This window comes from Jeotgalibacillus sp. S-D1 (assembly GCF_004358665.1).
Taxonomy (GTDB): domain Bacteria; phylum Bacillota; class Bacilli; order Bacillales; family Jeotgalibacillaceae; genus Jeotgalibacillus.
Map to the genome: position 1 here is coordinate 504039 of NZ_SMZR01000001.1, position 21897 is coordinate 525935.

Annotated in this window: 20 protein-coding genes; 19 read left to right on the forward strand and 1 reads right to left on the reverse strand. The window is 41.3% G+C overall.

Features of this window, described 5'->3' with window-relative positions; all coding sequences use genetic code 11:
• Nucleotides 1-3: 3 nt before the first annotated feature.
• From accC to E2R51_RS02660, 15 genes are all read left to right on the forward strand, one after another.
• Entirely contained in the window at nucleotides 4-1365 is a 1362-nt protein-coding gene (gene accC, locus E2R51_RS02590; RefSeq protein ID WP_133375465.1) for an acetyl-CoA carboxylase biotin carboxylase subunit, read from the forward strand.
• A gap of 12 nt (nucleotides 1366-1377) precedes the next feature.
• On the forward strand, nucleotides 1378-1794 hold the full coding sequence (locus E2R51_RS02595; protein ID WP_133375466.1) for an Asp23/Gls24 family envelope stress response protein: 417 nt from the start codon (nucleotides 1378-1380) through the stop codon (nucleotides 1792-1794).
• Between the two features lie 154 nt (nucleotides 1795-1948).
• A complete protein-coding gene (nusB, locus tag E2R51_RS02600) occupies nucleotides 1949-2350 on the forward strand; it encodes a transcription antitermination factor NusB (protein WP_133375467.1) in 402 nt (133 codons plus the stop codon).
• Nucleotides 2351-2373: 23 nt separating this feature from the next.
• Entirely contained in the window at nucleotides 2374-3237 is an 864-nt protein-coding gene (folD, locus tag E2R51_RS02605; protein WP_133375468.1) for a bifunctional methylenetetrahydrofolate dehydrogenase/methenyltetrahydrofolate cyclohydrolase FolD, read from the forward strand.
• A 104-nt stretch (nucleotides 3238-3341) separates the two neighbouring features.
• Nucleotides 3342-4691 carry an exodeoxyribonuclease VII large subunit gene (gene xseA / locus E2R51_RS02610; RefSeq protein ID WP_133375469.1) on the forward strand — a complete coding sequence of 450 codons (1350 nt, stop codon included), beginning with the start codon at nucleotides 3342-3344 and terminating at the stop codon, nucleotides 4689-4691.
• A complete protein-coding gene (locus E2R51_RS02615) occupies nucleotides 4691-4930 on the forward strand; it encodes an exodeoxyribonuclease VII small subunit (protein ID WP_133375470.1) in 240 nt (79 codons plus the stop codon). Before xseA ends, E2R51_RS02615 begins: the two co-directional genes overlap by 1 nt.
• On the forward strand, nucleotides 4927-5805 hold the full coding sequence (locus E2R51_RS02620; protein WP_133375471.1) for a polyprenyl synthetase family protein: 879 nt from the start codon (nucleotides 4927-4929) through the stop codon (nucleotides 5803-5805). Before E2R51_RS02615 ends, E2R51_RS02620 begins: the two co-directional genes overlap by 4 nt.
• Nucleotides 5806-6468: 663 nt before the next feature.
• Complete coding sequence (locus E2R51_RS02625) at nucleotides 6469-7074, forward strand: hypothetical protein (protein ID WP_133375472.1); 606 nt, start codon at nucleotides 6469-6471, stop codon at nucleotides 7072-7074.
• 26 nt (nucleotides 7075-7100) lie between these two features.
• Nucleotides 7101-8993 (forward strand): 1-deoxy-D-xylulose-5-phosphate synthase, encoded by a 1893-nt coding sequence (gene dxs, locus E2R51_RS02630; RefSeq protein ID WP_133375473.1) that lies wholly within the window; start codon nucleotides 7101-7103, stop codon nucleotides 8991-8993.
• A 2-nt stretch (nucleotides 8994-8995) separates the two neighbouring features.
• Complete coding sequence (locus E2R51_RS02635) at nucleotides 8996-9826, forward strand: TlyA family RNA methyltransferase (protein WP_133375474.1); 831 nt, start codon at nucleotides 8996-8998, stop codon at nucleotides 9824-9826.
• 192 nt (nucleotides 9827-10018) lie between these two features.
• Nucleotides 10019-10468, forward strand: a complete 450-nt coding sequence (gene ahrC / locus E2R51_RS02640; RefSeq protein ID WP_133376308.1) for a transcriptional regulator AhrC/ArgR — start codon at nucleotides 10019-10021, stop codon at nucleotides 10466-10468.
• An 18-nt stretch (nucleotides 10469-10486) separates the two neighbouring features.
• Complete coding sequence (gene recN, locus E2R51_RS02645; protein WP_133375475.1) at nucleotides 10487-12187, forward strand: DNA repair protein RecN; 1701 nt, start codon at nucleotides 10487-10489, stop codon at nucleotides 12185-12187.
• A 176-nt stretch (nucleotides 12188-12363) separates the two neighbouring features.
• Nucleotides 12364-13416, forward strand: coding sequence for a SpoIVB peptidase (spoIVB, locus tag E2R51_RS02650; protein ID WP_133375476.1), 1053 nt, complete (start codon nucleotides 12364-12366; stop codon nucleotides 13414-13416).
• Nucleotides 13417-13672: 256 nt separating this feature from the next.
• The gene (spo0A, locus tag E2R51_RS02655) at nucleotides 13673-14458 is read left to right on the forward strand and encodes a sporulation transcription factor Spo0A (RefSeq protein ID WP_133375477.1); all 786 of its coding nucleotides are present in this window, start codon (nucleotides 13673-13675) and stop codon (nucleotides 14456-14458) included.
• 1010 nt (nucleotides 14459-15468) lie between these two features.
• The gene (locus E2R51_RS02660; RefSeq protein WP_133375478.1) at nucleotides 15469-16212 is read left to right on the forward strand and encodes a glycerophosphodiester phosphodiesterase; all 744 of its coding nucleotides are present in this window, start codon (nucleotides 15469-15471) and stop codon (nucleotides 16210-16212) included.
• A gap of 47 nt (nucleotides 16213-16259) precedes the next feature.
• Here E2R51_RS02660 and E2R51_RS02665 read toward each other — a convergent pair whose 3' ends face one another.
• Nucleotides 16260-16502, reverse strand: a complete 243-nt coding sequence (locus E2R51_RS02665; RefSeq protein ID WP_133375479.1) for a DUF2627 domain-containing protein — start codon at nucleotides 16500-16502, stop codon at nucleotides 16260-16262.
• Nucleotides 16503-16631: 129 nt separating this feature from the next.
• Here E2R51_RS02665 and E2R51_RS02670 point away from each other — a divergent pair, with 129 nt between their 5' ends.
• The 4 genes from E2R51_RS02670 (at nucleotide 16632) to buk (ending at nucleotide 21889) form a co-directional block, all read left to right on the forward strand.
• On the forward strand, nucleotides 16632-18689 hold the full coding sequence (locus tag E2R51_RS02670) for a sigma 54-interacting transcriptional regulator (protein WP_133375480.1): 2058 nt from the start codon (nucleotides 16632-16634) through the stop codon (nucleotides 18687-18689).
• Nucleotide 18690: 1 nt separating this feature from the next.
• Nucleotides 18691-19599 carry a phosphate butyryltransferase gene (yqiS, locus tag E2R51_RS02675; protein WP_133375481.1) on the forward strand — a complete coding sequence of 303 codons (909 nt, stop codon included), beginning with the start codon at nucleotides 18691-18693 and terminating at the stop codon, nucleotides 19597-19599.
• A gap of 22 nt (nucleotides 19600-19621) precedes the next feature.
• A complete protein-coding gene (gene bcd, locus E2R51_RS02680; RefSeq protein ID WP_133375482.1) occupies nucleotides 19622-20716 on the forward strand; it encodes a branched-chain amino acid dehydrogenase in 1095 nt (364 codons plus the stop codon).
• Nucleotides 20717-20785: 69 nt separating this feature from the next.
• The gene (gene buk / locus E2R51_RS02685; protein ID WP_133375483.1) at nucleotides 20786-21889 is read left to right on the forward strand and encodes a butyrate kinase; all 1104 of its coding nucleotides are present in this window, start codon (nucleotides 20786-20788) and stop codon (nucleotides 21887-21889) included.
• Nucleotides 21890-21897: the final 8 nt, after the last annotated feature.

Genomic DNA, 21897 nt, shown 5'->3' on the forward strand with positions numbered 1-21897 from the left:
CGAATGATCAAAAAAGTCTTAATTGCTAATCGTGGAGAAATTGCTGTGCGGATCATTCGCGCATGTCGTGAAATGAACATTGAAACAGTTGCAGTATACTCAGAAGCAGATAAAGAAGCACTGCATGTTCAAATGGCAGATGAAGCATTGTGCATTGGTCCCAAATTATCTAAAGAGAGCTATTTAAATTTTACAAATGTACTAAGCGCAGCTAAATTAACGGGATCTGATGCCATCCATCCTGGATACGGCTTCTTAGCCGAGAACGTTGATTTTGCAGAATTATGCCGTGAGTGCAATATAACTTTTATAGGTCCAAGTCCAGAAGCAATTTCAAAAATGGGGACGAAGGATGTTGCCAGAGAAACAATGCGGGAGGCTGGCGTTCCGGTGGTTCCGGGTTCAAAAGGAATAATTAAAAAAGCGGAAGATGCGACTGCACTTGCCAATGAAATGGGTTATCCCGTTATTATTAAAGCAACTGCCGGCGGCGGCGGAAAAGGTATTCGGGTGGCTAAGAATGAAGCAGATCTGCTTAAGGGTCTTAAAATTACTCAGCAGGAAGCGGAGACAGCTTTCGGTAATCCAGGTGTATACATAGAGAAATTTATTGAAGATTTTCGACATGTTGAAATCCAGGTTATGGCTGATACCCATGGCTCTGTCATTCATTTAGGCGAACGTGATTGTACCATTCAGCGCAGATTGCAAAAGCTTCTTGAAGAAACGCCATCACCTGCACTCGACCAGGGCATTCGGAGTCAAATGGGAGAAGCTGCTGTAAAAGCAGCACAGGCAGTGAATTATACAGGTGCTGGAACTGTGGAATTTATTTATGATGCCAAGAAAAAATCTTTTTATTTCATGGAAATGAATACAAGAATTCAGGTTGAGCATCCTGTGACTGAAATGGTAACCGGAGTTGATTTAATTAAGGAGCAGATCCGGGTGGCGTCCGGTGAAAAACTAAGTCTTTCGCAAGAAGACGTTACTTTTACCGGCTGGTCAATGGAATGCAGAATTAATGCAGAAAACCCGGAAAAGAACTTTATGCCGTCTGCAGGGAAAATTGAAATGTATCTTCCCCCGGGAGGTTTAGGCGTACGGATCGATTCTGCTGCATATCCTGGCTATAGAATACCTCCTTATTATGATTCTATGATTGCTAAAGTTATCACTCATGGTGCTACTCGTGAAGAAGCTATTGCTAAAATGAAACGCGCTCTTGAGGAGTTTGTTATCGAAGGCGTTCATACTACGATCCCATTTCATCTTCGGCTGCTTGAACATGAGACGTTTGTTGGAGGAGACTTTAACACCAAGTTTTTGGAAACGTATGATATCATGGCAAAAAAGACTGAATAGGAGGTCGACAGCATGGCTGAGATCCAACCGCAATTGTTACAGATGAACAGTTTGGAACAAAATCAATTAGGTAAAATTGAAATTGCCCCTGAAGTAATTGAGGTAATTGCCGGTATAGCTGCTTCTGAAGTGGAAGGAATTGCTCAAATGAGAGGTAATTTTGCCTCCGGTGTTGTGGAACGCCTGGGCAAAAAAAATCACGGTAAAGGGGTAAAAGTGGAGCTTGGTGAAGAGGGGATTGTCGTAGACGTTTACTGCACAATTAAGTTTGGTGTGTCAATCCCGACTGTTGCGCAGAAAATCCAGGATAATATCCGCCAGACCCTTCAAAATATGACAGCATTGCTTGCTGAAGAAGTAAATATACATGTTGTGGGAATTCAATTTGAGTCACAAAAAATTGAACCGGAAGAAACTGAATCTGAATAAGGCAAAAAACAGGTGCTGAGTAAACTTGCACCTGTTTTTTAATTTTTTCGAAAATAACCAATCCGTCAAGTTCCGTTATACGGCGTGCTTATTTTATGCTATGATCTTTTTATGACATGGAATTTACGTAATCAGTGAAGGAGTTAAATGTAAAATGAAAAGAAGAACGGCTCGAGAAAAAGCTCTACAGGCCCTCTTTCAAATGGACATGAATGAGATGGAGCCAGCTGAAGCATTGGAAAATGTATTAGAAGAGACAGAAAGCGACGACTATTTGGAATCATTAGTTGTGGGTGTATATGAACATAAAGAAGAAATCGACACAATGATTCAAAATCATCTGGAACGCTGGAAGATTGATCGATTAGCTAGAGTTGATCGCAACATTCTTCGCGTAGCCCTTTATGAATTACTGTATAAAAAAGATGAAGTACCTCATAACGCCGTGCTAAACGAAGCTGTTGAAATTTCCAAGCGCTTCGGTGATGAAAAATCTAGCAGTTTTGTGAATGGAGTATTATCCAAGCTTGTTGATACCCTGCATTCACGGGATTGAAACTCACGGGAGGCAATAAGCATATGACAGCAGCAATTATTGATGGTAAAAAAATCGCACAGGACATTCGCCAAACCTTAGAAAGCAGAATTGCTTCATTAAAAGAATACGGTATAACGCCAGGACTCGCAGTTGTATTAGTAGGCGATAATCAAGCATCAAAAACATATGTATCGATGAAACAAAAAGCATGTGAAAAGCTTGGGATTCATTCGGTATTAATTGAATTCCCTAAGGATTTGACCGAAAAGCAGCTGCTTGAAAAAGTGAATGAACTGAATAATGATGATTCAATCCATGGGATATTGGTTCAATTGCCACTGCCTTCTCACATTAACGAAATAAATATTATTGAAAGCATTACTCCATCCAAAGATGTTGATGGCTTTCACCCCATCAACGCAGGCCGTTTAATGACGGGAGGGGAAGCATTTTACCCTTGCACGCCGTATGGAATTATTCAAATGCTCAAGTATGAAAATATACAAATGGCAGGCAAGCATGCTGTGATTGTTGGAAGAAGCAACATTGTCGGCAAACCGATGGGCCAGCTTCTGTTAAAAGAAAATGCCACAGTTACCTATTGTCATTCCAAAACAGATGATTTAGTCCATCATTCAAAACAGGCTGATATATTAATAGCAGCTATTGGTGTGACAAAATTTATAACTGCAGAACATATTAAAGAAGGTGCAGTAGTGATAGACGTCGGCATGAATAGAGATGAGAATGGGAAGCTTTGCGGAGATGTTGATTATAACAGCTGTGTTGAAAAAGCATCTGCCATTACGCCTGTTCCCGGAGGAGTAGGGCCTATGACCATCACAATGCTTCTTGTTAATACGGTGGAATCTGCCGAACGCGTTCAAACAAGCAGCGTTTTATGATCTGACGATTTAGGAAAGGAGCTGACTCTGCCCCAGAGTTTGCTCCTTTTTACAACTTAAGCATCACATTTTACATTCATTGATGCAAAGGAAGTGAAAAGCTTATGAGCGACCAGCAATATCTGACTGTTCATGCGTTAACAAGGTACATAAAAAGAAAGTTCGATGCGGATCCTCATTTAACAAACCTTCACATTCAAGGTGAAATCTCAAACTTTAAACGGCATTCAAGCGGTCATTGCTACTTTACTTTAAAAGACGACAAATCAAGAATTTTATCTGTAATGTTTTCAGCAAATAGCAGCAAATTAAAATTCCAACCGGAAAATGGGACGATGGTGCTGGTAACTGCCGACGCTTCCGTGTATGAAGCCTCCGGGCAATATCAGCTTTATGTTAAATCCATGCAGCCTGAAGGGATTGGGGCATTATTTTTAGCCTATGAGCAATTAAAAGAGCGACTGGCGAAAGAGGGACTGTTCAATCAGGCACGGAAAAGAGCACTTCCCCTTTATCCAAAAACGATCGGAGTCGTAACATCGCCAACCGGTGCTGTCATCAGGGATATTATTACCACGATACAGCGAAGGTATCCCATCGCAAAGGTTAAGCTTTATCCGGCTTCTGTACAGGGTGACAGGGCTGCTTCGAGCATTGTCAGTGCCATGAAAAAAGCATCCGGTGACGATACACTGGATCTGCTGATTGTCGGACGCGGAGGCGGCTCGATAGAAGAATTATGGCCGTTTAATGAAGAAGAGGTTGCTAGAGCCATTGTCGATTTTCATATTCCTGTCATTTCGGCAGTCGGACACGAAACGGATACAACTATAGCTGATTTTGCAGCAGATCACCGTGCACCTACCCCTACAGCAGCAGCTGAGATGGCTGTACCTCATATCGATGAGGTGAGGGAGCGCCTGCTGTCAAAAGATATGAGAAATTTAAGAGCCATGAATGAAATTTTAAAAGCTAAAAACCACCAGCTGAAAATAATGTCAGGATCAATGGTTTTTAAAAAACCTGAAAGGCTTTATCAGCAGCAGATGGAACGGCTGGACAGGCTCTCTCTTCAGATGAAAAAAGAGCTCTATCAGTCTGCCCGAATAAAGAATGAGGCTTGGAACCGTTTGAACCAAAGGTTGCTGCGTGTACATCCCAAGCGTTTAATCGATGTGCAAAAGGAACGAACCAGCCAGCTGGACCGCCAGATCATTAACCGAATGAATGAAGTATTAAAAAGAAAGTCCTCTAAATTTGAAGGTACGGTTTCCACGCTGGAAGCACTAAGTCCACTTAAAATTATGAAACGGGGCTATAGTTTGGTGTATGATAAAGAAAACCAATTAATAAAAGACGATACACCCGTCTTGCCCGGACAAAAAATAAAAGTTTCTTTAGCTACAAAAGATCTGTTATGTGAGGTTAATCAAGTCAAGGAGCGTGAGGGTTAATGCCTGCAAAGAAACAAGTTACATTTGAAGAAGCAATGAATGAATTAGAAAATATTGTAACAAAGCTTGAAGAAGGCGATGTCCCTTTGGAGGAAGCTTTATCCTACTACCAGCAGGGAGTTAAACTATCTAAAATATGCCATGACAAACTGCAGAATGCGGAAAAACAAATGGCGACGATTATGACTGAGGATGGGGAAACACCTTTAACCATCAGTGATGAGGATGCTGATCGATGACCCTTTTAAAAACATTCATTGACACGTATAAAGAACAAATCGAAAATACAATGTATGAAGAAATAGAAAATTTAAATGCTCCGATTTCATTAATCAAGGCGATGGAATATTCTCTGCGTGCCGGCGGGAAGCGTATTCGGCCAATACTGGTACTCGCAACAATGGAGGCCTTTGGCCGGAACTGCCAAAATGGGCTGAAAGTTGCCGCTGGTCTGGAGATGATTCATACCTATTCCCTGATTCATGATGATCTTCCAAGTATGGATGATGATGATTTAAGAAGAGGGAAGCCCACAAACCATAAAGTTTTTGGAGAAGCACAGGCAATTTTAGCCGGCGATGCTTTATTGACACATAGTTTTTATTTGATCGCAACCAGTGAACTGACGGCGGAGCAAAGAGTTAATCTGATCACTGAACTGTCTTTAAGCGCAGGAGCTGAAGGAATGGTTGGCGGTCAGGTTGCAGATATTGAAGGGGAGGACATGGTTTTGACTCCTCAGGAACTGGAGTCCATCCACCAGAGAAAAACCGGGCGTTTACTTGAATTTTCCGTTCTTGCCGGAGGGATCATGAGCGGTGCGGATGACATCCAGCAGGCAAAACTAAAAGAATATGCTAAGCATATTGGGTTAGCTTTCCAAATCCGTGATGACATATTAGATGTCGAGGGTGAAGAGGAAGAAATAGGTAAACCGGTCGGAAGTGATGAATCCCGTAACAAAAGCACTTATCCTGCTCTTCTTGGTATGGAAGGGGCAAAACAAAAATTAAGCAGCCATTTGACTTTTGCAAAAGATGCTTTGCAGGATCTTCCACTTCAAAATGACTATCTTACATTAATCGCCGACATGATTGTGCAACGCCGCTCATAAACCCCGCCGCTTATATTACCGTATAATCTGTGCTATAATTTTAAATGGTGGTGCAGTATTCTAGTCAGTCTGCCGATTCCGAAGGTGGGGCTAAAAATCCACTAAAGGGCATATCGATGAAGTTCCTGGTCTTGGCTTGAGGCGCCCAGCTTTGGGCTTTTTCTGGGAGTAAGGTTTTCGGGCGATCCACAATGGCATGTGGGCGATGACCCGCAAACCGCGGAGGCTTTCGTTTCTTAGCTGGCATAAGCATGTGCATAAAGACGATTGTATGAACCTGCATTATGATGAAAATTATATGCAGCGTAGCCTGCCTTGAGTGGAGTTTGAGGGGATTATGGTTACAGAGAACACATTAGTTGGCCATTAATATGTTCTTTTCCGTCCATATGAAATCTTCTCTGCAAAAGAGGATAAGGGATCTAGTGCAGGGCTGTTGAGGAAATCTCCTAGACTGTCTATGATCGCGTGATTGAGGGATTTCAGTACGGACTAAGTGGTAATCCAGTCCGATCTATGGCGACATAATCGAAATCAAAGTAAAGGGTAACCGCTAGTTTGGCAACAGCTAGTTTTGATTTGGGAAAACCTACTGGACCTAAGCCGTAATTTTTACTTCAATCACGACCATCTACATATTTTCAGATTGGTGTGCAGAATAATATGAAAAATTTTTTACATAAATCATTGAAGTGGAGTGCAGGGATAGCCGTTATCACAGCTGTGTTAGCGGCTATTTTTTCGCTTGCTTCAACAAGCGTTTTAAATCAGGTGAATTGGACAACCGGGTTAATTGTTGTTCTTGTTATTGTTATTATAGGAGTGTTTTTTGATATGCTTGGAATTGCAGCAACTGCTGCTGATGAAAAACCTTATCATTCAATGGCTTCAAATAAAGTATACGGTGCTCGCCATTCGATTCGCATTGTACGAAATGCGGATCGTTTTGCGAGCTTTTGTAATGATGTAATCGGTGATATTGCGGGTATAATAAGTGGTACAGCCGCGGCCATTGTAATTTTACAGCTGGCACGGGAATATCAGCTCAGTTCAGGTTCGTTAATGGAGAATTCCATCAATATTGGATTAACTAGCTTAATTGCTGCTTTAACCGTAGGGGGCAAGGCAATGGGTAAGGCGATTGCCATCCGATTTTCCAAAGAAATAATATTTCGGGTGGGGAAAACCCTACAATTTGTTGAGGAAAAGCTACACATTGTTATAATAAAAGATACTAAGAAAACAAAAATAAAAAAACAGGACCGATGAATCCAGAATGAAAGTGAGTGATCCGGATGGATGTAACAAAGATTAAGGATCCGTCATTATTAAAAGGAATGGGAAAAGAAGAGCTTGAAAGTCTGAGCAAAGACATTCGGCAATTTCTAATTGAAAACCTTTCAGCAACCGGCGGACATATTGGGCCTAACCTGGGTGTGGTGGAGTTGACACTGGCACTGCACAAACATTTTGATAGTCCCAAAGATAAATTTTTATGGGATGTTGGCCACCAGTCATATGTTCATAAAATTCTTACAGGCAGAGGCAGCCAGTTTGGTACTTTGCGGCAGTATAAGGGATTATGCGGTTTTCCAAAAATGATTGAAAGCGATCATGACGTCTGGGAAACAGGCCATAGTTCCACCTCGCTGTCTGCTGCTATGGGTATGGCTATTGCCCGCGATATTAAAGGTGATTCCAATTTCGTTGTACCAATTATCGGGGATGGAGCATTAACCGGAGGCATGGCGCTCGAAGCGCTTAATCATATCGGCCACGAGAAAAAAGACATTACTGTCATTTTAAATGACAATGAAATGTCGATTGCCCCAAATGTTGGAGCTCTTCACAGCGTATTGGGACGTTTACGGACTGCTGGCAAATACAACTGGGCAAAAGATGAACTGGAATACCTCCTGAAAAAAATACCGGCTGTAGGAGGAAAGCTTGCTTCAACAGCAGAAAGAGTAAAAGACAGCTTAAAGTATCTTCTTGTTTCAGGTGTGTTTTTTGAGGAACTTGGCTTTACTTATCTGGGGCCGGTCGACGGGCACAATTTTGAGGAGCTGGAAGACAATATTCAGTATGCTAAAAAAACAAAAGGTCCCGTATTGCTGCATGTTATTACTAAAAAAGGCAAAGGATTTGATCCCGCAGAGACAGATACAATCGGAACCTGGCATGGAACAGGCCCTTATAAAATTGACACGGGAGATTTAATCAAATCTAAAGCTATCGCTCCCGGATGGAGTGCCCTTGTGAGTGAAACCGTTCGTAAACTGGCAAGAGAAGATGACCGGATTGTGGCTGTGACACCAGCAATGCCGGTTGGTTCCAAATTAGAAGGCTTTGCAAGCGAGTTTCCTGATCGAATGTTTGACGTAGGCATCGCAGAGCAGCACGCCACAACGCTGTCAGCCGGATTGGCTACTCAAAAAATGAAGCCGTTTCTGGCTATTTATTCCACATTTCTTCAGCGGGCATATGACCAGGTTGTTCATGATATTTGCAGACAGAACCTTAATGTTTTTATCGGAATTGACCGAGCCGGTCTCGTAGGTGCAGATGGAGAAACACATCAGGGCGTCTTCGATGTTGCTTTTTTGCGAAATTTACCAAACATGGTCGTGATGATGCCAAAGGATGAAAATGAAGGTCAGCACATGGTTAATACAGCAATTGCTTATAATGAGGGTCCTATTGCAATGCGCTATCCAAGAGGTAATGGTCTTGGAGTACCAATGGATAAAGAGTTAACGACGATTCCTATCGGCAGCTGGGAAGTTATTCGAGAAGGCAAGGACGCGGTCATTTTAACGTTTGGGACAACTATACCAATGGCGGTCAGTGCAGCAGATAAGCTGGCTAAAAAAGGAATTTCAGCAAGGGTAGTTAACGCTCGATTTATAAAACCGCTGGATGAGTCAATGCTGAAAGATATATTTTCAGAAGGGCTGCCTGTTTTAACAATTGAGGAAGCCATTTTACAAGGCGGATTCGGCAGCGCGATTATAGAATTTGCCCATGATCAAAATATGGGCCATGCACGTATAGAAAGAATGGGTATACCTGATCAATTTATTGAGCACGGCAGTGTAGAAAAATTATTAGCAGAAATAAACTTAACGGATGATCGTGCAGTGGAAATAATTCAAACGATTGCTCCAGTTAAACAAAAAAGGGCGTAATTATGAAAGTACAAAAACAACGGATTGATGTTTTGCTTGTCGAGCAAGGACTGGCTGAAACAAGAGAGAAAGCAAAAAGATCGATTATGGCAGGGCTTGTTTATGCGAATGAAGTGCGTCTGGACAAGCCGGGAGAAAAAATTCCAGAGGATACCCTGCTCACTATTAAGGGCAATGTTTTACCTTATGTAAGCCGGGGCGGACTTAAATTGGAAAAAGCATTATCCTATTTTTCAATAAATGTCCAGGGAAAAAAAATGATTGATGTCGGTTCATCTACAGGCGGATTTACCGACTGCGCCCTGCAAAATGGAGCAGAGATGTCCTATGCGGTTGACGTAGGGTATAATCAGCTGGCATGGAAACTGCGCCAGGATGATCGCGTAGAGGTGATGGAACGGACTAATTTCCGCTACTTGACACCAGGCGATTTGAAAAGAGGCAAACCGGACTTTGCTACGATTGATGTTTCTTTTATTTCACTTCGGATTATCCTTCCTGTTTTAAGGATGCTTTTGGAGGATAAAAGTGAAGTAGTTGCTCTTGTAAAACCGCAGTTCGAAGCGGGAAGAGACCAGGTGGGGAAAAAGGGGATTATTCGTGAATCAAAAATTCATGAAGAAGTTCTTTCAAAAATGATTCAGTTTGCTTTTGCCGAAGGATACGATGTTTTAGATGCCACTTATTCACCAATTACTGGCGGTGATGGCAATATCGAATTCCTGCTTCACTTGTCTTCCCGGCAGCAAACTGAGGAAAACAGAACATTTCCTGAGATCGACGTTAAAGCAATTGTCCAGGAAGCTCATGGACAGCTTAAAGCTGCCAAGTAAAAACAGCCATTTACGGCTGTTTTTTTTTATAAATGGAGAAAGAATCAGGGTCGCTCTTAACGTTAAGTATCCTCCCTTTCGCTTTTTAAACGGTACATTCCGCTTTTGCTTTTGATGTACAAATATAAGGATTTAGGGTAGGATAAACGTATATAAAAGCATAAATATTCATTAAGTGGAGTGGAGTATATGATCAATAAAGGACAGAGACATATTAAAATCAGGGAAATCATTGTAAATAATGATATAGAAACGCAGGATGAATTGGTAGATCAGCTTAAAAATGCTGGATTTCCAGTAACTCAGGCAACAATCTCCAGAGATATCAAGGAATTGCATTTAGTTAAAGTGCCATTAATCGATGGCAGATACAAATACAGTCTGCCGGCAGATCAGCGTTTTAATCCGCTTCAAAAATTGAAGCGGACGCTAACCGATGCGTTCGTCCGTATTGACGGGGCAGGGCATCTTCTGGTAATGAAAACGCTGCCCGGGAATGCGAATGCTATCGGTGCACTGATAGATAATTTGGATTGGGACGAGATTTTAGGTACAATCTGCGGAGATGATACCTGCCTGATTATCTGCAGAAAAGAAGATGACGCATCAGTCATTTCCCAGCGTTTCATTGATATGCTGTAAAAGTTGAGGTGATAAGGATTGCTACAGGAATTATCGATACGGAATTTTGCCATAATTGACGAATTAGCTTTGTCATTAGAAGAAGGTCTGACGGTTCTTACAGGAGAAACAGGTGCAGGGAAATCCATTATCATTGATGCAGTACAGCTTCTTGTAGGTGGCAGAGGCTCTGCTGAATTTGTTCGGCATGGAGAAAAAAAGGCTGAGATTGAAGGGATTTTTATTGTAGAAGACGGTCACCCCTGTCAAGCTAAATGCGAAGAATTTGGCATTGAGCTTGAGGATGGCATGGTGCTTCTTAAACGGGATATTTCTCAATCAGGCAAAAGTGCCTGCAGGGTAAACGGCAAACTTGTTACAATCGCCATTCTGCGGGAAATCGGTCGTGCCTTGATAGACGTTCATGGACAACATGAAAGCCAGGAGCTAATGGATGAAACAAAACACTTAATGCTGCTCGATCAATTTGGCATGCAGGAAATAATGCCTGCTAAAGCAGCTTACATGGAACTATATGTACAATATGAACAGGTGCAAAAGCAGATTCGTTCACTGACAGAAAATGAACAGCAAATGGCCCATCGGCTTGACTTAATCCAGTTTCAGTTTAATGAAATTGAGCAGGCTAATCTTGAACTAAATGAAGATGAGGTACTAAATGAAGAAAAAAGCCGTCTGGTGAATTTTGAACGCTTATTTGATACTTTGCAAACAGCTTATAATGCCCTTCAGGGGGAGCAAAAAGGGCTGGATTGGGTAGGCTTATCGATGTCTAATCTTGAGCAAGCGGCAGAAATTGATGCGAATTTAGCTCAAACCAATGAGTCAGTGGCAAATAGTTTTTACTTATTGGAAGAAGCTGCGAGCGCAATAAGGCATCAACTGGATGAACTGGAATACGATCCAGATCGTCTGCAGGTCATTGAGGACCGTTTAAATGAAATCAGCCAGCTAAAAAGAAAATACGGATCATCCATATCTCAAATCGTTGAATTCGCTTCTTCAATCGAGGAAGAAATTGAATCCATTACGAATAGAGAATCGACCATTAAAGAATTGGAACGAAAACGAACTTCTATTGAAAAAGACCTTTCACTTGAAGCTGCTCATCTTTCTGACGTAAGAAAGAAGTGGGCGCAATCACTGACAGAAGAAATACATGATCAATTAAAGGCTTTATATATGGATAAAGCCGTTTTTGAAGTCCGGTTTCACTCTTCGGAGAGAGAGTCCACTCTGTATAGAAAAGAAGGCACCGATGAAACCGAATTTTTTATTTCTACCAACCCCGGGGAACCGCTTAAACCGCTGATCAAAGTTGCATCGGGTGGAGAGATTTCCAGAATTATGCTAGCTTTAAAAACCATTTTTTCCAAACACCAGGGCATTACATCGATTATTTTTGACGAAGTAGATACTGGAGTAAGTGGACGGGTGGCGCAAGCTATTGCCGAGAAAATTCATGCAGTATCTGTTCATTCTCAGGTATTATGCATATCCCATCTTCCTCAGGTTGCAGCGATCAGCGACAACCACTTGTTTATTTCAAAAGAAGTCAAAAATGATCGAACCATTACCCATGTTTTACCGCTGGAAGAAGCGGAAAGAATTCGTGAAATTAGCCGCATGATATCAGGGGTTGAAATTACCGATTTAACATTAAGCCATGCAAAGGAATTGTTGGAGCTTGCACATTCCATTAAGAAAACCACGGTATAAGTACGTGTACATACAGCATTGGCGCATAAAATTATAATTGTGCAGAATCATGCTTTTTTTACACATGAAAAGTCATCCATTTACGGATGGCTTTTTATATTTTTCTTAGTGATAATTCAAGCTGTTTTTGCTCACATTAAGAAGGTAATCGACAGTCTTAGAAGGGGGGAAAAAAGTTGAGCTGGAAAAAGCTTGTTGTTGTATTGAGTATATATATGTTTTTGTTGTTCCCTTCATTGGACGAAACGATACATGCTTCTGCTGTAAAGTTAATTCCAGGTGGACAGTCGATTGGTATTTCAATGGAATCCAACGGGGTTATGATTGTAGGGTTTCATTCAGTCAATGAGCAAAAATTAGAAGACACACCAGCATCAAAAGCGGGTTTAAAGGTAGGCGACACTTTATCCAAAATAAATGGAGTTACTGTTTCTTCTGCCGCAGACCTTTCACAGGTTTTGTCACAGCAATCTAAAAATAAAGCTTCGATCAAGATCGAAATTGAGCGTGAAGGAAAGATTAAACAAATTTCTGTCAAACCTTCTTATAATGAGCAAGGACACCCTCAGTTAGGACTTTATGTTCGTCATCATACCCAAGGCATTGGCACTGTTTCTTACATCGATCCTCAAACAGGAGCATTTGGAGCACTAGGTCACGTGGTAGCTGATGCAGATACTCAAAAAGCAGTCGATATGCGTAAGGGTTCTGTACTGCAGACACAAATTGATGGCATTCAAAAGGGGATTTCAGGAAAGCCAGGCGGGAAGATTGCCATTTTTTCTACAAACGATGCGATATTAGGAACTGTCTCCCGAAATTCAGAATACGGAATATTCGGAAAGCTTCAGGAAGTACCCGAGCATTCTATGTATAAAAAACCCTTAACTGTTGCAAAACAGGATGAAATTACAGAAGGTAAAGCAGAAATGCTGACTGTTCTTCATGACAACACAATCGAGCGTTTTCAAATAGAAATTGTTCGGGCAAAAACAAAAGCTCCCGGAGGCACCACAGGCATGCTCATTCGAATTACTGATCCCGATTTACTTGAGCAAACAGGCGGGATCATTCAAGGAATGAGCGGCAGTCCAATCATCCAAAAAGGAAAATTGGTGGGAGCTGTGACTCATGTTTTAGTTCATGATCCAACTTCTGGTTATGCTTTGTCAATAGAAGAAATGCTTAAGCAAAGCGGTCAATCTTTTAAGGGAAAACAGGCGTCTTAAAGCCTGTTTTTTCATTTTTTGTAAAATAACCAAAATTAATCTAGCGGTAAATTTTGTTCCATGGTACACTTTACATAGACCAATTCGACAGAATGTCCAAATTTGTTGAAATATATCGAAAAATGCAGTATGCATAAGTAAATAGCAGTAAATACTAATAAATTTTAAGATCGTTTTTTCAAATAGAGGGTATTTTCAGTTGGGTGTCGAATTGGATTAAGAGAGAACGATTATTTTGATCGAGGAGGAAGTAAATATGGACAAAATCAAAGTATGCATAGTGGATGATAACAGGGAATTAGTCGCAACGCTGGAGCAATTTATTTCAAACCAACCTGATATGGAAGTCGTAGCAACCGCTTATAACGGCCAGGACTGCCTTGAGGTTTTAGATGAAATAGAAGTGGATGTTTGCTTATTGGATATCATCATGCCTCATATTGATGGGCTTAATGTACTTGAGCGAATGAGACAGATGGAAATGCCTAAAGTTCCCCATGTGATCATGCTGACAGCATTCGGTCAGGAAGACGTAACAACAAAGGCTGTTGAACTCGGTGCTGCATACTTTATTTTAAAACCATTTGATATGGAAAATCTCGTTCAAACCATTCGTCAAGTCCGTGGCAAAGCTGGTCATTCACATGTGCAAACCCGAAGAGTGACAAAAGAAACTTCCTCCAAACCAAAAAACCTGGATGCCAATATTACTGGAATTATCCATGAAATTGGGGTTCCTGCCCATATCAAGGGGTATATGTATCTTCGCGAAGCCATTTCAATGGTGTATCATGATATCGAATTGCTCGGCTCTATCACAAAGGTTCTTTATCCTGATATCGGAAAGAAATTTAATACTACGGCATCCCGTGTTGAACGCGCTATTCGTCATGCAATAGAAGTTGCCTGGAACCGGGGAAATGTGGACGCCATCTCAAACCTGTTTGGATATACCGTTTCAGTAGCCAAATCCAAGCCGACAAATTCAGAATTCATCGCAATGGTCGCTGATAAGCTTCGTCTGGAGCACAAGGCAAGTTAACCGTTGATGTGATGGCATTTAAAATGTCAATTAAGCCGACCAACTACTTTAACTTATCATAATAATTAATTTCCCATCCAATACATTTATTACACAAAAACCAATGAAATTTTTTATTTCATTGGTTTTTTAATTTACTGCCTTTTTTAGTTTCTATAAAGGGATCCGTTGCCTTGATACAAAAAAAGCGATTACCCCATAGCAGCACGGCTTGCGCTCTGCGTAGGACAATCACTTTCGCCTGGGACCATATTACCATAAACAGAAAGGATATTCAACATAGTCAGGAAAGCACAATGGAATCGCATTGTTAGTGGAGCCATAAACTGAGCTAAAAGGGAGAGGGGGCATTCATTTGATTTATTTCCTGTGCATAAAAGCGTTCGCGGAGTAATAAATAGTAAGAAGCTGAGAAATGGGTCTTTATCTCTCAATGAATATTTTTTTCATTATCCGGTGATTCTTTTTTTGAATCGTCCTTTTTAATTTTTGCAACAAGTAACAAATAGGGGAGCAGCATGTTGGAAAACGTGAATAACTCATTTAATGTGCTGATTAATAAATTTAAACCTTCCAATAACCGCATAATTCACCTCGATTTCGCCCGCCTCATCTTTTTATCTTTTTGCCTCCAGTTTAGCAACACAACCACTGGGAAATGTTTTAGTGCGTCTTGTACAGCAAATAGAGAGTGGGGAAATTAGGAGATTGAAAGAATGCTAATGTTAGCTGTGTTAATAATAGTATGAACAGTATTTAAAATACCTATTCACCATTTGCAGATTTTTTTAAATTATTTTCGTTAATTATAAGCTCAGTGAAATTTGGCTGTTGATATTCGGCTTTTAACAAGGCCTGATTATAAGAAGCTCATCATTTGTATCAGACCTGCAATGCAATTAATTCTAAAAATACTGCATAAGACAGATACTATTTGTTAACTTGTGATATCTTTCTCCTTTGCAAGGGTAATGACATAGGATAATGTTATAGATGGAGTGTGATTTCATATGTCTCAAATATTTGCTCACAGGGGAGCTTCCGGCATTTATCCGGAAAACACAATGAAAGCATTTAAAGAAGCCGAAAAATCGGGCTGTGATGGAATTGAATTGGATGTCCAGCGGACCAAAGATGGCGCTTTAGTGATTATTCATGATGAAACTGTAAATCGAACCACTGATGGCCGTGGGATCGTGGCTGAAATGACGCAAAAGCAAATTCGATCGTTAGATGCAAGCTACAATAAAAAGAAATGGTTTTCAAATCCTAAAATTCCTTTATTGGATGAAGTTTTTGAGTGGCTTCATACGAACGAATTGATCTGCAATGTTGAATTGAAGAATGATAAAGTCCGCTATGAAGGAATGGAAGAAGAAGTTTTGCAAAAAATTGCAGAGTATGGCCTCTCCGAGAGGATTATTTTATCTTCTTTTAACCCGGATTCGATATCGCTGCTTCGGGAACTGGATTCAGCTATTTCAATTGCACCTATTTATTCAAAAAAAGGAGTAAATCCTTTACTGCTCGCTACTTCAACCTGTGCAAATGCAGTTCATGCCAATTATCGGGTCATGACGCCAGCACTAATGGATTCATGCCAGCGAATGAATATTCCAGTTCGGCTTTATACCCTGAATCATGAACCGAAAATTTCAAAATGGATGCTGGCAGGACTTTCAGGCATCATCACTGATTATCCGGAAAGAGTAGTAAAAATCAGAGAAACGATCTTGAAAGGCAAAATGGAATGAATAATGCCCCTTACACAGAAGCACACTGTGTAAGGGGCATTTATATTTTATTTTTTAGCTGTTTTAAACCGCTTCTGAACTTTATTGTTTTTTCTGTCTCTATGCAGTAAAAAACCTCCTATAAAGCCAACTCCGAGTGCCATCATGATAAAACCCAGCACGAATTGAAGCCATAAAGCTGGCAGCCAGGATGCCTGAATTCCAAAAAACATATCCCTCATTAATTTGATCCCATAAGCCGCAATAATACCTGGAACTAACATAATAATTAATGCAATTATTCTCGACATATCTCATACTCCTTGCAAGTTTCTACACAAACTATGCTTGTTATAAAAAACATTGTCAAGGAAAAGGCTTTCATGTACAATAAAGTGGTTGCAAGAACTTGCGTTACATACTAGAGGGGATGAAAAAAATTGCAAAAAGTGCTGATAGTAGGAGCTGGGCGAGGAGGAATCGCCTTATTACAAGTGATGGCAGAATCGGATGCCTTTCAAGTTTATGCTGTAGTAGACCACAACCCCCAAGCACCAGGTCTTGCGTTAGCGCGTTCACTTAAAATTGAAACGGGTGGCGACTGGCAGGAGCATCTGTCTGAGGAGACAGATATTGTCATCAATGTAACCGGGGACCACCAAACGTTTGTTGATCTGCGAAATGCAAGGTCTGCCCACACTGTTTTAGTGCCAGGCAGTGTCGCTTCTCTCATTTATCAGTTAATAACTGAAAAAGAGTCGTTAATTGACCATATGGAACATGATTCATTTATACGGGATTTAATTGTCAATTCAACACATGACGGGATGATTGGAATCGACTGCAATCATAAAATTATTTTATTTAATGAGCGCGCGTCCCAGATGGTTGGAATTGATAAAGAAAAAGCAATTAATCAACCAATTTATCAAATCGTCCCGCTCAGCGGTCTGCCACGGATCATTGAAACCGGTCGAACGGAAAGCAATCAGGAGTTAATGCTTGATAATGGGATGAAGGTAGTAACAACCAGGATTCCAATGGTTAACGAACAACAGGAAATCATTGGGGCATTTGCTGTTTTTAAAGACATTACAGAAGTCGTTAATTTGGCAGAGGAAATGACAAACCTGCGGGAAATTCAGACCATGCTGGAAGCAATTATTCAGTCAAGTGATGATGCGATCTCTGTAGTAAACGAACACGGCAGGGGGCTGCTCATTAACCCCGCTTATACGAGACTCACCGGGCTGTCAGAAAGTGAAGTCATTAATCAGCCTGCAACAGCCGATATCTCCGAAGGCGAAAGCATGCACATGCAGGTGTTAAAAACGAGAAGGCCTGTAAGAGGCGCGAAAATGCGTGTAGGCCCGCATAAAAAAGAAGTTGTTGTAAATGTTGCGCCTATTATCGTAAATGGACATTTAAAAGGCAGTGTTGGTGTTATTCATGATATGTCTGAAATACAGTCGCTGACATCAGAGCTGGACCGTGCCAGAAGAATTATCCGGAATCTGGAAGCGAAGTATACCTTTGAGGACATAATTGGAAAGTCAGATGATATTCAACTGGTGATTGAACAGGCACGCTTAGCTGCTAAAACCGGACGAACAGTGCTTTTAAGAGGCGAAGCAGGTACAGGAAAAGAGTTATTTGCCCATGCCATACACAATGCCGGTGACAGAAAATATTATTCGTTTGTAAGAGTAAATTGCGGATCAATGCCAACAGCTTACTTAAATGAGGCATTATACGGGACTGAAGAAGTGAATCAGGATGATCCCGGTGTTAATATAAAAAAAGGTTTGCTTGAACAAGCGGGAGAAGGCAGTGTTTTTCTGGACGAAATAGGAGAACTTAGCCTGGAGACACAGCGGACTTTATTGAAAACACTTCAAACCAAACAAATCATACGATTAAATGGGGAAAAAGCGATTCCGCTTAAAGCGAGAATTATTGCAGCAACCAATCACAATCTTGAAAGAGCCATCGCAGAAGGCAAGTTTTTAGAAGAATTATATTATTATCTCTCAAAGATGCCAATTCAATTGCCTTCCCTGCGCAGCCATAAGATGGATATACCGTCTTTGTGCGACCGCCTGGTTCAAAACCTGAATCAAGCGTATGGCAGGCATGTTAAAGGTGTATCAGAGTTCGGTCTCAGGCAGTTAATGGATCACAGCTGGCCGGGGAACGTAAGAGAGCTGGAGAATGTCTTAAGCCGTGCAATGATTTTCATGGACAGCCAGGAAACCTTAATTGAACCGAAACATTTAATTCCGCTGCAGACTCAAACTGCCTCACTCGCTAAAAATGAGGATCAGCAGGGCACGCTTGCCCAGCAGCTTGAACAGCTTGAGAAAGAAATACTTGAGCGGACATTAGTTAAACATAAAGGCAATAAAACAGCAGCATCAAAGGAATTAGATATTTCCATCCGAAATCTATATTACAAACTGGAAAAGTATGAACTTGATGTTGAAAGGAGCGTGAAATAAGTTGGTATCCTTTAACGAAATTTTGGCTCAGGCATCCTCTAAAAAAGAAGTGACTGTAGCGGTTGTTATGGCCGAAGATCTTGAAGTATTAAGCGCTATTGAAAAAGCATGTTCTTATGAGCTGGCTAATTTCATTCTGATCGGAGATGAGCAGAAAATAGATGAGCTCATTGCTGCCCATTTTACTTCACTGATGGAAACGGGAAGAATTGTGACGCGCCATGCGGCAAATCACAGCGAGGCAGCTCAGAAAGGAGTTCGTGCTGTAAGTGAAGGGGAAGCGTCAGTCTTGATGAAAGGCCATATTGAAACGGCGCCTCTTTTAAAAGCAGTTTTGCATAAAGAGTACGGACTTCGTACTGGTAATGTTCTTTCACACGTTGCTTTGTTTGAAGTTCCTTCTTTAAAACGCAGTATATTCGTCACAGATGCCGCAATGAACGTAGCGCCTGATCTGCATCAAAAAGTACAGATTGTTCACAACGCTGTAGCGATTGCTCAAAGCATCGGAGTAACAGAACCCAAAGTAGCTCCGCTGGCAGCGGTTGAAGTAGTCAACCCCTCCATGCAGGCAACGCTGGATGCTGCTTCCTTAACTCAAATGAATCGCAGAGGGCAAATTAAAGGCTGTGTCATAGACGGTCCGCTGGCTCTTGATATCGCGGTATCTGAAGAAGCGGCACGCCATAAGAAAATCGGCGGGGAAGTGGCAGGACAAGCTGATATCCTGCTTGTTCCCACCATCGAAGCAGGAAATATTTTATACAAATCACTGATGTATTTTGGGATGAGTCAGGTTGGGGCTGTCATAGCAGGAGCGAAAGCACCGATCGTCTTAACTTCAAGAGCAGACTCAGCAGAAAGCAAATTAAACTCACTAGCACTTGCAATTTGTTCATCAAATAATTAATCACCCTTGGGAGGAATTACAAATGGAACTATTTACTTATATGGAAAAGTACGATTACGAACAATTGGTTTTCTGTCAGGATAAAACATCTGGTTTAAAAGCGATAATCGCTATTCATGATACAACTCTTGGTCCGGCTCTTGGAGGAACAAGAATGTGGACATATGATAATGAAGAAGCAGCTATTGAGGATGCCCTGCGTTTAGCAAAAGGCATGACCTATAAAAACGCAGCTGCAGGATTGAACCTTGGCGGAGGTAAAACAGTAATTATCGGGGACCCTCTTAAAGATAAAAATGATGAAATGTTCCGTGCTTTTGGACGATATATACAAGGTCTTGCAGGGCGTTACATCACAGCAGAAGACGTAGGTACAACTGTAATGGACATGGATCTTATTCATGAAGAAACAGATTATGTAACCGGCATTTCTCCTGCATTTGGTTCTTCAGGCAACCCGTCACCAGTAACGGCGTACGGGGTGTATCGCGGAATAAAGGCAGCAGCTATGGAGGCGTTTGGAGACGATTCCCTAGAGGGCAAAACGATCGCAGTGCAGGGAGTTGGTAACGTTGCATTTACCTTATGCCGTCATTTGCATGAAGAAGGAGCTAAGCTTATTGTAACGGATATTAATAAAGCAGCAGTTCAGCGTGCTGTGGATGAATTTGGTGCCAAAGCTGTTGAACCAAATGAAATTTATGGCGTTGAATGTGATATTTTTACACCATGTGCATTGGGGGCAGTAATCAACGATCATACTTTAGAGGTGTTAAAGGCACAGGTAGTCGCTGGAGCTGCAAATAACCAATTAAAAGAGTCAAGACACGGAGACATTCTTCATGAACGCGGAATCGTTTATGCTCCGGATTATGTAATTAATGCAGGCGGGGTTATTAACGTAGCGGATGAATTATATGGCTACAACCGTGAACGTGCAATGAAAAATGTTGAAAAAATATATGATAATGTGGCAAAAGTATTTGAAATCGCAAAACGTGATGGTGTGCCAAGCTATGTAGCAGCGGATAAAATGGCTGAAGAGCGGATTGAACGCATGGCAAAATCAAGAAGCCAATTCCTGCAGCAGGGCCATCATATTTTAAGTCGCAGATAAGAACAGTTTAAGGCTTGTGTGCTTCCTTATATAGGAGTGCATGAGTCTGTATTATTGGAGGGAAATAACGTGCATGACACTCAATACCGTATATTAGTTATCAACCCTGGCTCTACATCTACAAAAATAGGGGTATTTGACGGCGAAACCGCTATCTTGGAAAAAACCATACGTCATGAAACAGCTGAAATTGAAAAATTCCCTAAAATTATTGACCAATATGATTTTAGAAAAAGAACAATTTTAGAAGCGCTTGATGAAGAGGGCATTAATATTTCTAAATTAAGAGCTGTATGTGGACGCGGTGGACTTTTGCGGCCGATAGAAGGCGGAACCTATTCTGTTAATGAAGAAATGCTTCGCGATTTAAAGGCAGGCTATTCAGGACAGCACGCATCTAACCTAGGCGGAATTATTGCATTTGAAATTGCGAATGGATTAAATATTCCTTCCTATATAGTAGATCCTGTTGTAGTGGATGAGCTTGATGACATTGCAAGAATTTCAGGTTTCTCCCTTATTGAACGTAAAAGTATTTTTCATGCATTGAATCAAAAAGCGGTTGCGCGTCGCGTAGCAAAAGAGCTTGGCAGGAAATATGAGGAATCGACATTTCTTGTGACACATATGGGTGGTGGAATCACTGTAGGCGTCCATAAAGGGGGACGTGTGATTGAAGTAAATAACGGACTGCACGGGGATGGACCATTTAGTCCTGAAAGAGCGGGAACAGTTCCGGCTGGCGATCTGGTTGAACTGTGTTTTTCAGGAGATTATTATCGTGAGGAAATTATGAAAAAGCTAGTCGGCCAGGGCGGACTTGTCGGATACCTTGGAACGAACGATGCGATTCAAGTGGAAAAAATGATTCAGTCAGGCAATAAAGATGCAAAAAAAGTTTATGATGCAATGGCCTACCAGGTTGCCAAAGAAATCGGTGCTGCCAGTGCAGTTGTATTCGGAAAGGTCGATGCCATTATCCTCACAGGCGGATTGGCTTACGGCAAGAGCTTTGTAGATGAAATACAGGAACGCATTAACTGGATTGCGGATGTGATTGTGAAGCCGGGAGAAAATGAACTTCAGGCATTAGCGGAGGGAGCTCTCAGAGTTCTCAGAGAAGAAGAAACAGCAAAAGTGTATCCAAATGCAATGCGGAAAGTACGTAACTAAGGAGGTAC

What these genes read in the sequence shown, in the direction of transcription:
- E2R51_RS02660 (WP_133375478.1), top strand. Translation starts at nt 15,469, where the DNA reads ATGTCTCAAATATTTGCTCACAGGGGAGCTTCCGGCATTTATCCGGAA.
- nusB (WP_133375467.1), top strand. Translation starts at nt 1,949, where the DNA reads ATGAAAAGAAGAACGGCTCGAGAAAAAGCTCTACAGGCCCTCTTTCAA.
- E2R51_RS02620 (WP_133375471.1), top strand. Translation starts at nt 4,927, where the DNA reads ATGACCCTTTTAAAAACATTCATTGACACGTATAAAGAACAAATCGAA.
- E2R51_RS02665 (WP_133375479.1), bottom strand. Translation starts at nt 16,502, where the DNA reads ATGTCGAGAATAATTGCATTAATTATTATGTTAGTTCCAGGTATTATT.
- accC (WP_133375465.1), top strand. Translation starts at nt 4, where the DNA reads ATGATCAAAAAAGTCTTAATTGCTAATCGTGGAGAAATTGCTGTGCGG.
- xseA (WP_133375469.1), top strand. Translation starts at nt 3,342, where the DNA reads ATGAGCGACCAGCAATATCTGACTGTTCATGCGTTAACAAGGTACATA.
- E2R51_RS02615 (WP_133375470.1), top strand. Translation starts at nt 4,691, where the DNA reads ATGCCTGCAAAGAAACAAGTTACATTTGAAGAAGCAATGAATGAATTA.
- bcd (WP_133375482.1), top strand. Translation starts at nt 19,622, where the DNA reads ATGGAACTATTTACTTATATGGAAAAGTACGATTACGAACAATTGGTT.
- spo0A (WP_133375477.1), top strand. Translation starts at nt 13,673, where the DNA reads ATGGACAAAATCAAAGTATGCATAGTGGATGATAACAGGGAATTAGTC.
- folD (WP_133375468.1), top strand. Translation starts at nt 2,374, where the DNA reads ATGACAGCAGCAATTATTGATGGTAAAAAAATCGCACAGGACATTCGC.
- E2R51_RS02635 (WP_133375474.1), top strand. Translation starts at nt 8,996, where the DNA reads ATGAAAGTACAAAAACAACGGATTGATGTTTTGCTTGTCGAGCAAGGA.
- E2R51_RS02625 (WP_133375472.1), top strand. Translation starts at nt 6,469, where the DNA reads ATGAAAAATTTTTTACATAAATCATTGAAGTGGAGTGCAGGGATAGCC.
- dxs (WP_133375473.1), top strand. Translation starts at nt 7,101, where the DNA reads ATGGATGTAACAAAGATTAAGGATCCGTCATTATTAAAAGGAATGGGA.
- E2R51_RS02595 (WP_133375466.1), top strand. Translation starts at nt 1,378, where the DNA reads ATGGCTGAGATCCAACCGCAATTGTTACAGATGAACAGTTTGGAACAA.